The following is a 12,848-nucleotide window of genomic DNA, read 5'->3' as shown; positions in this document are numbered from 1 at the left end:
TAGCCCTGAACTCAATCCACAGGAATTGGTAAACTAAGATGTTAAGGCGAACTGCAATCACACCAGAGTATTAAAAACTATGGAAGAATTGACTATAAATATTTGCTATTATTTGACAAAAATTCAATTTAACCCCGGTAAAATCATCAGCTTCTATAAGAAAAAGGAGGTTGCTTAGGCAGCTGTATAATTATTGTTATAATTTGGTGCCGGAGTAATAGTTAAATAGCTTAAAAATACTTGTTTTGGAATATAGATGCTACATTAAAGCCCTATTCCTTGCTTATATTCAGACTAAAATTAAAAATTAGTTGGTCTTGGGGCTTTTCTTACATCGTTTGTAGCTTGATTAGTATCAGATAAAGTTAAACTTGTCTTTAAGGCATCATAAGCAACATTACCAGCATCAGCTATATTTGATATATCGGCATTTTTTACAATTTTTTTCAAATCATCCTTGGTCAAAAATACGATATTTCCGTCTCTACCTTGTGGCGTTTTCATATAACCTTGGCCAAAAGTATGGCTATGTATGCCATGCCTTTCATAAAGCTCTTTAACAAACTGCTTAGCCTCTGCTTGTGACTTAAATATTATCTTAAGTGCACTATCATCATGGCTTCTTTTTCCATCTTGGGTAGCACCACGTTGATTATTATTAACCATTTGTACTTTGGTTTCAGTGCCAATATTTTGCATTACATTTTTAATTGAAAATTCGGTTAAAATAGTAGCAGCCTCTGCTTTATTTTGGGGAGTATATGATTTAGCTAAGTACGAGTCTAAAACTCTTGGGCGTTCATCATGCCTTAATAAGCGTCCCCTTATTTCATCAATCTTATAAGGAGTATTATCCTCTTCATGGTTAAAAAATAAGCTCCTAGGGGGATTATTTCGTGCATCTTGAGCCTGTTTCACCGGTTGGATTGCAATAGGAGCATTACTTGGTGTGCTTTTAGCTTGTTGACCACTAGGTAGGCCAAAATTAGATTGAGGTTGAAAATTATTTATATTATTTGCATGATGCCTTGCTGAGGTTAAAGTTATTTGATTAGTCGTTAAAAGATAATTCTCTAATCCTTTAAAACGATGAAAATCATTACTTCCAGCAACCTGCCATTCAGCATTACTGTTTTTTCGATACTGATAACTTACAATCTGATTATTCTGAATAATAACACGCTGATTACCGTCTTTATTGTATTTAACTGTAAAATCAAATCCTTTACTCTGTAAATAAAAGCCCTGTAACACAAGAAATTTATCAACTTCAGTTGTGTTTTCCCATAAGCCTTTTTTACTTAGATATTGATAACCCACAATAATATTATTTTCTATAATAAGTCGTTTTGTCTGATCACTACTCTCATAATGACTGCGCATAAGCGTAAACTCCTCAATCACAGGCTTAGATACAATTGAACACCTCTTTATTATTCTACTATAATTGATTTAATTTTGCACTAAAAGATTATTATTTTTACTCAGATTGTGCGGCTAGAATGTTATATAACTAAGCTTTTATAAAAGGTTTATAAGAACTGACACTGAAAAGGTTCATCAATGGGGCATGATGAACTCTTCGAATAGCTTTAACTTGTGCCCAGTTATGTTCAATAGGATTCTAGTCAGATGAAAAAAGCTGTAAAAACTTCAGTATACGACCGTCCTTTTCAATTATGGCTCTAACTAATAATGCTTTATGAAACGTAGTATTATCCATAATAATCATGCATCTTAGAGGTAATTTAGGTAGCAAAGCTTGCGAAATCCAGCTCTCAAACGTTAGCAATCCTGGCTTATTTTTTCTCGTATGACTGTTGAGAACACAATAGATATTTATGTAGATACAGCCAAAATGAAAACCTCTGACATTTGGCCATTAAACTCAAGGCTTTCAGCTGTGCGAGCTCGCGGTAGAAAGGGAGGACGACATAAAGTAAAGACTTACAAAATTCAAGACGCTAAAAGAATGTATCAAAATAAAGCTTTAGCCATTGCTGATGTCTGTAAAGTACTTAATACTTCTAAGCCAATTTTATATTGTATTTAACCTCTTAAAATTATCAAATACTTAATTTTTTAATTTTTCATTTATCAATTAAAAAATTTCATTAAATATTATGAGTAATTAATATTCGATGCGTTAGGCAATTCATTAAATGTTTTATTTCTTTCCTCATTAGCTGCCTCATATGCCCTTTTACAAGTTAAAGCCAAATGATGCCCAGATTTATGATTGAAAAATGAAACCATATATTTACTTATATCATAGGGTACTTCTGGTAAGTGATGGCTAGCAAAAAATAAGCCCCGTGTTGCACCTACCGTATAGGATTGCTTTATCAGCGGTATTGCTTTTAAAGCGTCTTTAACATTTTTCTGTCTAAATACCCCAGTCATCGTAGGAAATGCTTTAGCAAGGTGGGGAAAAAAATTAGTATTTTTTATGACTCTTGTAAACTCATTTGGATTATTGACTATATATCGAATTAATATTTGTGCCCCTGTTAGTGATTGATTGGCTAGCGCCAGGATATCTAATTCATCAGTAATCATTTGCTCAAATTCTTTTGGATTATTAACTATATATTGAATGAATAAATCAATTTTCCCTGGAAATTGTCTGACTAAGTCACTTAAATCTTTAACTGGAGCGCTTAAATGTCTTTGAAAATTACAGCGACCATAGAACTTCATGCTTTTGCTTATCAGCTCACTAAATTTTTCAAACCATTGGGCACCCAAAAAATGGGTGTGCATGTTTGTTTCATGGTTCTTAATAGCGGTTAAAACCAACTGACAAAACTCTTGGTTTTTTTCAGTTGTGAGCTTATCTTTTTCCAATTTGTAATAATTGGAAGCAGCATCTTTCAGGGCAGCTCTAAACTGAATTAAATCTTTCAAGCCTAGCAAAATACTATTATTTTTATCACAATCAATAGTAATTGACTTAATATCTAAGTCATCTTCTTCTAAGGACTGAAATGTTTTTGTTAATTTTATATTGTCTGTTTGTGAAATAGTAACAGGTGTAATACGTAATTCATCTATTATCTCTATAGAGAGTCGCTTAGCATCTGATAAAATGTCATTAATTAAGAAAATAGAGGAATCACGCCAAACTTGATGATATTCTTGTGCTATTTTTTCGCGATTAAACCAGACTTCAGGCTTAAAATCTGGAATGGCGATTGATACAGTTCCAATAATATTATCTCTTTCATTTAAGACTAATCTTTTTTCAGCGACACGATCAGTTACCATGCCCATAAAAACTATACTAGCAAGTGAGCATTGCGCTAAGATCGCGGAGTAAGGGTAGGAAAACGAAAGAGGCTTATAAAATCCTTTTTTTACTTCACCATCTGTATCAATAAATTCGACCTTGAAAATATCATGACCTGAGATATGCACCGATTCTCCAGCACTTTTCAAAATTAATTGGTCATATTGTAAGGTCTTATTTGGCAGAGGCATGGCTTTATCTCATAGTATCGTTATAATGCTCATATTCAGAATGTTAGGAGTATCGACCCAATTCGTGTCAAAATTTCTGGTTTGAGAAATAAGACTATTTGCAATATGGCTTTGTGCTCCGTAAGTTGCGCTATAACACAAAAATTGGTCCTATTGAAAAAATTAAGTTGTAGTATACCTGATCGATTTTGAGTTTGAACTATGAGTACTAAAAATTTAATTGAATTTAATGGGGCCATTTTCATGGGAAGTAATTTGTAAAGTGCAGCTCTTGCACCATGAATTAATAAGGTGCTTAAATATCTATCTCCACGCTTACTAATGCTTAATAACACCTGTTTATTACCGCTTGATAACTGCCGGGGCACTAACCTTAACCAGGCTGCCATATGACGATCATTTTTAAACTTTTTAGCATTTGGGATCGCTGCAACAAGGGCCGTTGCTTTTAATTACCCAATACCTGGTATAGCCAAAAGAGGCCTGCATGAATCGTTTTCCTTGCAAATAAGTTTAGCTTTCTTATCTATCCTTTTGACCCTTTCTTCAAGCTCGATTAACTTCTCCTAGAGTGTTTGCATCAACTCGCGTGAGCAAGTAGTTAACTCATTTTTTTTATCAATGATTATGCACAAGTGCCTTTTAACGCCCCTTGTGGTATTGCTATGCCATATTCTAAATTAATCCCTGAATCTCATTGATTAATGCAGTCCTATTCTTAACTAAGCGACTACATACTCGATGTAATGATTGAATATCTTGTTGCTTAATTTGTTTAATCGGCACACAGTGCATGGACGAACGATTGGCTGCCTCAACTATCGCCTCTACATCATTAGCATCATTTTTATTGGGTTTCACAAAGGGTTTTACAAATTGAGGACTAATTAATTTGACCCGATGGCCATGGCGCTGAAATACACGAGCCCCATAATTAGCTCCCCAAACAATTCCATAACAATACTACACACAGCTAAATTAGCTATATAGGCAGACAACTTTTCTCGCTCAATCCTTTTTCCAATAGCCGCAGCCGCTTGCCAGAACGATCAACACCATGTAATTGAAAAAATACTTGGCTATGTCTACCTCTCATGCGCTAATATTCATTATCGAATCTCCCACTTAGTTTCAAATTTTCCAATTTAAATATTAAGCTGGTAACAACAGTTGGCCAACTCAGTAGGTGGGATGGTTCATTACATTACGACCTTAAAAATTGTTTGGCAAAATACTTAATGTTCCTTCTTCATTTTTCTCTAGTTCTGATAACTTACCTGTTTTAAGAGAGTCATTAAAAAAGGTTAATGGACTATTACTACAGACTTTATTTATATTTTTAGAAAAATTCTGCATTTCCTCTTTCCTTTTAGGGAAGGGAAATGAAAACTGATAAATATCTTCCAAAATTTTTTGTGGTAGATTTGATATAAGACATTCTTCTTGCCTAGCACCTTGCTGAATTGCAGTACAAGCTAATGCTGCCTTATTTATTTCTAATTGCCCTGTGATTTCGTTTAATAAATCGTCATCTATTTTATTCTTTCTTAAATCAATGTACAAATTAGGCGGATAATTACCACTCTTTATCTTTTCTAATATAATTTGAGCGCCTTCATTTGTAATGTGGTTATTTCTAAGATCAAAAACGAACCCCTCTGTAAAGTGTTCTTTGCTAACTAATTTACAAATGGTTTCAATCTCTGTAATACCAATATTTGTGAATTGTAGGTCTATATATTTTAGCGATTTGTTAGTAGCTAAAAGTTCTATAATCTTTGCAAGCTGAGTATTTTCAATCGTATTTGATCTAAGGGATAATGCACTAATCTTTCCTTGGCTAATACAAGCTTGTACAATTACAACCGAATCATCATTCGTAATGCCAGTATGGGTTAAGTTTAATTCAGTAAGAGACGTGTTGTCTAAAATTCCACTAGCAAGTTTTTGAGCACCCAAATAACCTAAATTGCAACAAGCCAGTTTAAGCTTGCTGAGCACACTATTATTTTGTAAAGCAACGGCTAGTTTACTCCAATCAATTTCACAATATAACTCGATATCCGTTAAGAATTTGCTTTGACCAATACCATCGGCTAACACACTAAATAATTCTTTGGAACTTATACGACTTAAGTAGTTAAGTCGACGAATATTTTTGTTTTGGTTTAAAGTAACAAATAAATCATTAAAAAAATCTTTCTGTTTTTCCCATGAGTCAAATCTCAAATCAACGTCTATGGCGGTTGCTTTACTATTAGATAGTTCTAAAAAAAATTGTTCTCTTGTTACGCTACTTGGGATTTTAATATCTAATGTTTGTGTATTATTGAGATAGCGAAGCATATAAGTTCTTACGTTAAGGTTAAAAATTTAATATTTTAAAATAAAATTAATCGCAAGTCTCAAGAAACGAACGTTTTTGATAAAATATATACTTTCGAATCCTTTAATGTCATAAGCTGTTTGCTATTCCCTAAAGAGTTGGCAAAGAAGTCAATCTTTTTTCATAGTTAATTTTTTTAGGTGGTGTTGCAAATATTATTAAACATTAGAAAAAGTTAAATTTTAATTATTACCCTAGCGTCTCAAGTTTGTACACTCTACTTAGTATATAAATAGCAGTACGCACCTTTAAGAAGCTAATTGTACATACGGAACATCAGATATTTTTTTGAGAAAAATAGAAGTAAAGTAAACATACAATTTTTAAACGCCAAGGTAATATCATGACTTATTATAAACACAGCGGGAAGTTATGTTATTGTTTAAAATCCCATCTGTGAAAACAGAAAATGTAAAGTTAATAACGAGTTTCTCATTATCTTTAGAAAGGCTAAATTTTCCTACATAGCTTTTCATATCTCCCTGGGACATATTACCTGTTTTAGAATATTGGAGTAATGTACCTAGAATTGATTGACCATCCTCATTCCAACGATAATGCGCAATATTACCTTCTGTCTCGAAGTTTTGATTTACTGCCTCAGTAGAGATAGCATCAATTAAAATCTTTTTATTATCAATTTCAATTGATGATGAATCCGAACTCTGCTTAATTACCATGGTTAGTTCTTCTTCGGGCTCATTATCACATGTCCCGACCCAATGACCTGAAAAATCAGCATAACCGTCATGAGATTTCATGATTTTTTGCACACTAGCTTTAGATTGATTAAGTTTATCGATAAAAAAATTTGAAGTGAAAGGTAATGAAGCAAAACTTGATGTAACGACAGTCAAACCTAAATTGATTAAAAGCAATTGTTTTTTCATGATATAATTCTCATTTAAAGGCAATGATTAAGGACTACAGTGTTTGATATCAATACCAACCTTTCTAAAACTAGATTGAACGATATCAGGGTTTATTTTTAAATCTCGGGCAGCGTAGATAACACCACAAGCCCCTTCATTAAAATCAGTAGTAGGTGTCCAATATTTGGCATTTGCAATAATCATGATATGAAACGTTGTTCTAATTCCAAGCTGTTTAGTCATTAGGTAAAATGCTCTATTAAATACTCCACTGGCCCTATGAACTATGAAACTTTGTTTTTCATCTTCATCATCTGGATATTCAAGCTCTGCCTGAACTAAAAGCTCAGGGTAACTGATACTACAAATGCTTTGATGATTTCTAGCCATCTTTTTATCCACGCAATCTGCAGAATACCCATCTAATGATGGTAGGTCCATAAAACGTATAGCTTTTATAGGGAGTGATGGCGTTATTAAAGTCTCCCCCATACCCCAAGTGACTGTGTTGGGTGTCAAATAGGCTTTATTATAAAGTTGAGGGACTGTATCTAGAAGATAGGCTTTGGAAGCTTGAGCCGCCATGTCAGAAAAAGACTCATTCAATGCACCGGGCTCATCGTGGTATTCCAGATTGGCATGCTGTTGAGTAAAGCCATGCGCTACTTCGTGACCAGCAACATCTAAAGAAACGAGAGGATAAAAATAATAGCCATCACCAAAAGACATCGTTTGTCCATCCCAAAATGCATTGTCAAATGATTTACCGAAGTGAACACGCATAATGAGTTTTTGAGCATGGCCCTTTTCATCTTGCAAAACGTTCAACCCATACCAATCCTTAAAGAGATTAATAATGGTGTGTCCAAAATAGTAAGCATCATTGCCTGCAGAAAAAGAACCATTGACATAATCTTCAACATTATTATTACAGGTATATTTAACTGGCGTTTGATTAAGGTACTCCCAGTCCCATTCTGCATTAACATTAATTAAACTAACTTTTTCATCTTCCAAGGTGCAAATCTCACCCGCTTCTTTGACCTCTAAGGTTGGTAAGCCGTCTTTTCCATACCAGTACTCATGAACTTTTTCATTGCCTCCTGGCCCACCATCTGAATAAGTTTGAATATTATTCCATTGTTTGCTTATTTCCCCGGTTTTTGCATCAATCACGAAAAAAGGCCACACAGGCTTGTTGTCTGGCCCTATACTTTTAAAAGAAACCAAATAAACCAATTGTAGTTGATTATTTCGATTTGCTCTGATTTGTAATTCACTATGGTCAGACTGAGTTTTTAGGGGATGAGAATTAGCGTATGACTTCTTAGCCAAGAAGATGGCTTGTTTTGAACTCAATGTTGGATTTGTGTCAAGCTGGATATCTTCGAATAAGTGTCCATTAACTTGTTCCTTATTCAGGATAGAGGCATTAGGATTTTTGCTTACTGTTACTTGGGCACCAATGATAGGAATTTTTTTATACAATTGCTGATAGCGTGTAATAATAATATTATCTTGCAGCGTCCTGCTTACCAGCTTTAAATCATTCACGCCTATAGCTGATGAAGTTTTTTGTTGATTTAGCAACGAAAACTGATTTAGGTGGCTTAATGGTGCTTGGTACAAATTTACATATGTGGCTGCCCATATATGGGAATATCCTAAACCTAAAATAATAGCTATTATTTTTTTTATCATAATTACAATAAATGGATCTAAATCGGCGCATTTTGTCATTAAAATAGGCTTATGGCAATATTTTAATCAACTTGATATGCTAGACTAATCCTTAATTAAGGCAAGGTCTGATGGATTTTTAAAACTCATAGGGACTACGCAAAATCAGCTATTATACTTATAGACTTGTTTTTGCAACAGTGCCGTTAATGGCACCAGCGTACACATCACCATGAAATAACGCTCTTTAAAGGTAGATTTTACAGAGCGCATTTAAATATTGCATTATAGAATTATAAGGCAAATAATTTATAAGCTAATAGTCATTTTTGTAACAGAGCCTCTTTGATAATATTTAAAACACTGCCACTATTTTATAATATATTTATAGATGGGAACCCAGCAGAATAGTTACTTTCAGCAAACTGTGAAGATTTACGCTGACTATCTGCAAAAAAACCAATACCGCCTCCTACAACACTGCCAATTGCTGCAGCAGGAATAATAAATTTTAATATCCCATTAAATATCATAAGTGATAAGCCCTCATCCTTTGCATGTATGCCATACCATGCTATAGCTGCACTTATTCGATGATGGGTCTTACAAGCGCCTGCTGCTGCTCCTATCATAGCGCCTCTTTTACTATATGATTTTATAGTGTTAGATTTCATGATACTGTTTCCTTTTAATGAATTAAAGTAGCGCATTATATAGAAGGCTAATAAGTAGTCAAAGAAAGGAGATAAATATAGAGAAACCTATTAAAAGTCGCCTAGTAGATTATGTGTCTTAAAAAACGACGATTTTTAAGACTTTCCAGACTTATAATTCCCTACTATTAATCATTTGTCAGTTTTTTTCAGGTTACTATGTTTATTGAATCTGTTACAAAAACATTCAACCTACGAAATCATAATTTTTAAGTAGGTCTCATTTGATTGATAGACAGTTTATTTTGTCTACTAACCATCCATCTGCTGAATTGTCCTTTGATTTCAGGCCGCATAGGCCGCTTTCAATGATTGCAAGCCTCTTACTGGGTTGATAAAACACTTAAGTTTCCTATGATCAGCTTTTAGATTGTTATTGTGATATTTAATCTGATGATGCTGTATATTTTCAGAAAGATTGTCTTCCTGTAGTAAATAACTTGAAACAAAGGACGATAAGATAGTTATTAAAAGAAATTATCAAGACCCATACAGGTACTTATGAAAATATACGATTTTCCTTCTTGCGAAAATCCAAATGCTGCCATTTTGAGATTAACCAAAAATTTTGGATTGAGAAAAGAAAATGAACTTTCTAATAAGAAGCTTACTTCAAAGGAAGAAGATAAAAGAAAACATGCAGAACAAGTGTATACAGATATGTCCAATCTAATAGTGAAAATGAAAGAACAGGGAATTAAAATCATCATCCTAGAAGAAGACAAACATATTAAAAATAATGTGGCTTATTTATACCCTGATCAAGTATTCTTAACAGATACCGGACATTATTTTGTCGATGAGGGTAAACTTCATTTTATCCCAGCCTTTTTTAAGAATAAGTCACGTCGAGGAGAGGAAAAGACCCCAACTAAACTTGCAACCCAGCTTGGCGCAACTATATGGCCTCTACAAAAAGCTGGTGAAAAGAAAATTATTTTTGAAGGCGGCGACTTTATACAAGCACCGAACCGATCATTATTCTTTTTAGGTTATGGCCAAAGGACTGAAAAGAGAGCCGTTGAGGTGATTTGCCAAATAATCAAAAATAAAGTTATCCCAATAAAGTTGCTACGCAAAGAATTCTTTCATTTAGATTGCTGCGTATTACCACTTCCTAATGATGTGTTGATTCTATATGAGGGCGACTACATTAAAAGTGGTAATGGAAATTTTATGTTAGATAAGAATGGTTTACCTCTATTACAACAAGGAAGCCAAACAATTACAGATGAGAGTAGATGTCTGCTTCGGGAGATTTATGGTCTAGAAAAAATTATTTTACTCAGTACCGTTGAGGCTTTTGCCTTTGGTGCTAATGCTGTGATTTTAAAAAGCGATACAGACAAACGCTATAAAATGTTTGTGAATGGTGATTCTAAGGGTAGACAAATAGAAGAAAGCGTTGCAGTTCAAAAGCACTTAATTTCTTATTTTTCACATACCAAGAAGAAAATATTAGAATTAACTGAAAACCTTATCGATATCATCGAAATACCTTATAAAAGCCTACATTATTCACATGGATCTGTTCATTGTACTGTTGAAGAAACTTTTCTGAAATAAACATATCGTAATAACTCCCCTTATAAGTAGTCTCGCAAAACGACCGTTTATGTGACCATTCAAATATATTCTATTTAAATAGCTCAGAATGTGAACCTGTTCGCGCTAATCTTAACAATTGTAGTCGATCATCTTTAATAATTTTATAAATTAACAACCAGTCTGGGGTAATGTGGCATTCACGAAACTCACTCCAATTTCCAGAAAGATTATGATCCTTATACTTTGGTGCTAAAGTCTCCTCCCTTTGCAATTGCTCTACAATAGAATCAAGAAGTTTTCTACTCTTCCCTTGCTTGGCAATCTTTTTCAAATCACGTTTAAATTGGGACGCTAATTCTAACTCAAGCATTATCGATAGAATCCCATACATCCTTCATAGTTTTAAATCGTTCGCCTTTACCTGACTCTAGCTCTTTCATCGCATCACGCGTTTGTTTATTGGGTATTTTTACTTCAAATGGAAGGCCGTTTTGAAGGCAAACTTGGCTATAAAATAGACGAATCGCCTCAGCTGAAGATAGGCCCACCTTATGTAAAATCTCTTCTGCTTGTAGTTTAAGAGCAGGCTCAATACGAGCATTAATCGTTGCTGCCTTATTCATCTAGGAACTCCAAATGTCTCTATAACCTAATTGTATAACAAATGCATTACATTTTCAATTTTATCTATTTTTATACTGCTAAATAAATACACCCTTGATATTTTAACCCTTATTAACTTTCTTATTTTTTACTCTCAATAAAGTTTGATTTTTATCTATGAGAACTTAATATTATTAGGTTTAGAATTTATTGATAAAAACGACAAGGTTATAAGAGTCTCAAAAAACGACCGTTTGCGAGACTAACATTAGCTGAATTAGCTAACGGAGAGTTGTAGGTTACTTCAGAATAGCATCCTGGCTATTTTTCAAATTTACAAAATCAATCTTTTAAGATTATTCAAAAATAATAGACTTAATAGAACACAAATATATTTAGATATTTAAAAATTGTATATATTTTATATGAAGTTCTTTAGGCAGAAATTTCAACGTGCATGGGTATACTATATTGATTTAATGTATCTTGTAAGGCAAGCCGAACAAATTGTTTATCGGAATAACCGAGCTTATCTGCAAAGGCTTTAGCTTTCTTAGCACTCACTATTTTACGATCATGCTCTAAATCACAAAGATATTGAACAGATATACCTAATTTTTTAGCAAAATGAGTTTGGCTCTCCTCTTCACCTAGCCGAATAGCACGAAGTGTTTTACCTAAACTTAAAGGGCCTACTTGTTTTTCTAGATATTCACGCGCATTAATAGTCATGTTTATTTACCTCTTCAACTATAATAAGCTCCATACTGCCATTTGATGTCATCGTATAGATAGCCCGGTAACCTTTAGAAAGACGTACAAAGCGCTGGCCTAATCGGTTGCCTTTTAAAGGTTCATCATGATAGCCTGGTATCTTTCGAACTTGATAAACTCCTAATTGTTCTACTGAATCAATCCAAACTAATAATTTAGTCTTTATATGTTCTGGTATTTTTGCTAAATCTTTTTGAGCCCTTTTAGACAGCTCTACAATATTTAACGCTTTCAACGCCTAGTCTTAATTTATCTAAATAATATTTATTTTACACAAAATAAGTGTAAAAGTCCAGTAAATATAACTCGCGAGATTTAATACATGAATCTCAAAAACGAACGTTTTTTGAGACTCATTCAAAATTAGCCCATCTTTTTAACTTATTTTTGGGCGGCAATTTTAAAACTTATACCATTTTGTAACAGAGCGCTTTATTAATAAAACCTTAATATAATTACTTTATAATTTGGAAAAATAATTAACTAAATGATGGTTTATAAACGATGCTAAGGGTCACTTCTGAAAATAATCGAAATGAATCCAACCAATTAAATCAGTGTTTACCTCTTTTAACTTATACTACTAGTATAGGTGGGGCATGCATTGGTGTCATAGGTAGTATTTTGGTAACCCCTCTCGAAATAGTAGCGGCTGGTGCCGGCTGCTGTTCCACAATTACAAATGCATGTAACACAGGCCTTGTATTCTTTTCTGCCTATGCTTCAGGCTCTAGTAGAAACGTTGCTGATCACTCAGTTTCAGTGCCACTTCTCATGAATAGAGAATAAGAA

15 protein-coding genes and 1 pseudogene are annotated in these 12,848 nt (G+C 33.6%); 3 read left to right on the top strand and 13 right to left on the bottom strand.

The features are described from left to right. Window positions 1–300: 300 nt before the first annotated feature. Window positions 301–1,383 (bottom strand): hypothetical protein, encoded by a 1,083-nt coding sequence (locus tag DYH30_RS16340; protein WP_115332822.1) that lies wholly within the window; start codon window positions 1,381–1,383, stop codon window positions 301–303. Window positions 1,384–1,813: 430 nt separating this feature from the next. Here DYH30_RS16340 and DYH30_RS16335 point away from each other — a divergent pair, with 430 nt between their 5' ends. Further along, on the top strand, window positions 1,814–2,053 hold the full coding sequence (locus DYH30_RS16335; RefSeq protein WP_115332821.1) for a hypothetical protein: 240 nt from the start codon (window positions 1,814–1,816) through the stop codon (window positions 2,051–2,053). Window positions 2,054–2,121: 68 nt separating this feature from the next. Here DYH30_RS16335 and DYH30_RS16330 read toward each other — a convergent pair whose 3' ends face one another. The 8 genes and pseudogenes from DYH30_RS16330 to DYH30_RS18765 all read right to left on the bottom strand — a co-directional run bounded on the left by DYH30_RS16330 (window position 2,122) and on the right by DYH30_RS18765 (window position 9,593). After that, window positions 2,122–3,480, bottom strand: coding sequence for a hypothetical protein (locus tag DYH30_RS16330; RefSeq protein WP_115332820.1), 1,359 nt, complete (start codon window positions 3,478–3,480; stop codon window positions 2,122–2,124). Window positions 3,481–3,740: 260 nt separating this feature from the next. Beyond that, window positions 3,741–3,926, bottom strand: a pseudogene (locus tag DYH30_RS18820) (transposase); the annotation flags it as partial. A 229-nt stretch (window positions 3,927–4,155) separates the two neighbouring features. Beyond that, a complete protein-coding gene (locus DYH30_RS17865) occupies window positions 4,156–4,431 on the bottom strand; it encodes an IS110 family transposase (RefSeq protein ID WP_341273187.1) in 276 nt (91 codons plus the stop codon). A gap of 261 nt (window positions 4,432–4,692) precedes the next feature. After that, complete coding sequence (locus tag DYH30_RS16320; protein ID WP_115332818.1) at window positions 4,693–5,826, bottom strand: leucine-rich repeat domain-containing protein; 1,134 nt, start codon at window positions 5,824–5,826, stop codon at window positions 4,693–4,695. 381 nt (window positions 5,827–6,207) lie between these two features. After that, window positions 6,208–6,756 carry a hypothetical protein gene (locus DYH30_RS16315; protein WP_115332817.1) on the bottom strand — a complete coding sequence of 183 codons (549 nt, stop codon included), beginning with the start codon at window positions 6,754–6,756 and terminating at the stop codon, window positions 6,208–6,210. A 27-nt stretch (window positions 6,757–6,783) separates the two neighbouring features. After that, entirely contained in the window at window positions 6,784–8,439 is a 1,656-nt protein-coding gene (locus DYH30_RS16310; RefSeq protein ID WP_115332845.1) for a M4 family metallopeptidase, read from the bottom strand. Window positions 8,440–8,792: 353 nt separating this feature from the next. Next, entirely contained in the window at window positions 8,793–9,092 is a 300-nt protein-coding gene (locus DYH30_RS16305; RefSeq protein WP_115332816.1) for a hypothetical protein, read from the bottom strand. A 324-nt stretch (window positions 9,093–9,416) separates the two neighbouring features. Next, complete coding sequence (locus DYH30_RS18765) at window positions 9,417–9,593, bottom strand: DDE-type integrase/transposase/recombinase (protein ID WP_423202838.1); 177 nt, start codon at window positions 9,591–9,593, stop codon at window positions 9,417–9,419. 39 nt (window positions 9,594–9,632) lie between these two features. On the opposite strand from DYH30_RS18765, the gene DYH30_RS16295 reads away from it, so the two are divergent. Continuing rightward, complete coding sequence (locus DYH30_RS16295; RefSeq protein WP_115332815.1) at window positions 9,633–10,697, top strand: arginine deiminase-related protein; 1,065 nt, start codon at window positions 9,633–9,635, stop codon at window positions 10,695–10,697. A 70-nt stretch (window positions 10,698–10,767) separates the two neighbouring features. Here DYH30_RS16295 and DYH30_RS16290 read toward each other — a convergent pair whose 3' ends face one another. The 4 genes from DYH30_RS16290 to DYH30_RS16275 all read right to left on the bottom strand — a co-directional run bounded on the left by DYH30_RS16290 (window position 10,768) and on the right by DYH30_RS16275 (window position 12,291). Beyond that, window positions 10,768–11,049 carry a type II toxin-antitoxin system RelE/ParE family toxin gene (locus DYH30_RS16290; protein ID WP_115332814.1) on the bottom strand — a complete coding sequence of 94 codons (282 nt, stop codon included), beginning with the start codon at window positions 11,047–11,049 and terminating at the stop codon, window positions 10,768–10,770. After that, on the bottom strand, window positions 11,042–11,302 hold the full coding sequence (locus DYH30_RS16285; RefSeq protein WP_115332813.1) for a type II toxin-antitoxin system RelB/DinJ family antitoxin: 261 nt from the start codon (window positions 11,300–11,302) through the stop codon (window positions 11,042–11,044). Before DYH30_RS16285 ends, DYH30_RS16290 begins: the two co-directional genes overlap by 8 nt. Before the next feature lie 415 nt (window positions 11,303–11,717). Then, a complete protein-coding gene (locus tag DYH30_RS16280; RefSeq protein WP_115332812.1) occupies window positions 11,718–12,014 on the bottom strand; it encodes a helix-turn-helix domain-containing protein in 297 nt (98 codons plus the stop codon). Further along, entirely contained in the window at window positions 12,004–12,291 is a 288-nt protein-coding gene (locus DYH30_RS16275; RefSeq protein WP_115332811.1) for a type II toxin-antitoxin system RelE family toxin, read from the bottom strand. Before DYH30_RS16275 ends, DYH30_RS16280 begins: the two co-directional genes overlap by 11 nt. A gap of 269 nt (window positions 12,292–12,560) precedes the next feature. Here DYH30_RS16275 and DYH30_RS16270 point away from each other — a divergent pair, with 269 nt between their 5' ends. Then, the gene (locus DYH30_RS16270; RefSeq protein ID WP_115332810.1) at window positions 12,561–12,845 is read left to right on the top strand and encodes a hypothetical protein; all 285 of its coding nucleotides are present in this window, start codon (window positions 12,561–12,563) and stop codon (window positions 12,843–12,845) included. Window positions 12,846–12,848 lie beyond the last annotated feature (3 nt).

Origin of the sequence: Legionella busanensis, assembly GCF_900461525.1 — a bacterium.
In the GTDB taxonomy this organism is placed as follows: Bacteria; Pseudomonadota; Gammaproteobacteria; order Legionellales; family Legionellaceae; genus Legionella_C; species Legionella_C busanensis.
The sequence above is the reverse complement of the archived record's forward strand: the minus strand, read 5'-3'. Positions and strand labels throughout refer to the sequence as shown.

What these genes read in the sequence shown, in the direction of transcription:
- DYH30_RS16340 (WP_115332822.1), bottom strand. Translation starts at nt 1,383, where the DNA reads ATGCGCAGTCATTATGAGAGTAGTGATCAGACAAAACGACTTATTATA.
- DYH30_RS16335 (WP_115332821.1), top strand. Translation starts at nt 1,814, where the DNA reads ATGACTGTTGAGAACACAATAGATATTTATGTAGATACAGCCAAAATG.
- DYH30_RS16330 (WP_115332820.1), bottom strand. Translation starts at nt 3,480, where the DNA reads ATGCCTCTGCCAAATAAGACCTTACAATATGACCAATTAATTTTGAAA.
- DYH30_RS16320 (WP_115332818.1), bottom strand. Translation starts at nt 5,826, where the DNA reads ATGCTTCGCTATCTCAATAATACACAAACATTAGATATTAAAATCCCA.
- DYH30_RS16315 (WP_115332817.1), bottom strand. Translation starts at nt 6,756, where the DNA reads ATGAAAAAACAATTGCTTTTAATCAATTTAGGTTTGACTGTCGTTACA.
- DYH30_RS16310 (WP_115332845.1), bottom strand. Translation starts at nt 8,439, where the DNA reads ATGATAAAAAAAATAATAGCTATTATTTTAGGTTTAGGATATTCCCAT.
- DYH30_RS16305 (WP_115332816.1), bottom strand. Translation starts at nt 9,092, where the DNA reads ATGAAATCTAACACTATAAAATCATATAGTAAAAGAGGCGCTATGATA.
- DYH30_RS16295 (WP_115332815.1), top strand. Translation starts at nt 9,633, where the DNA reads ATGAAAATATACGATTTTCCTTCTTGCGAAAATCCAAATGCTGCCATT.
- DYH30_RS16290 (WP_115332814.1), bottom strand. Translation starts at nt 11,049, where the DNA reads ATGCTTGAGTTAGAATTAGCGTCCCAATTTAAACGTGATTTGAAAAAG.
- DYH30_RS16285 (WP_115332813.1), bottom strand. Translation starts at nt 11,302, where the DNA reads ATGAATAAGGCAGCAACGATTAATGCTCGTATTGAGCCTGCTCTTAAA.
- DYH30_RS16280 (WP_115332812.1), bottom strand. Translation starts at nt 12,014, where the DNA reads ATGACTATTAATGCGCGTGAATATCTAGAAAAACAAGTAGGCCCTTTA.
- DYH30_RS16270 (WP_115332810.1), top strand. Translation starts at nt 12,561, where the DNA reads ATGCTAAGGGTCACTTCTGAAAATAATCGAAATGAATCCAACCAATTA.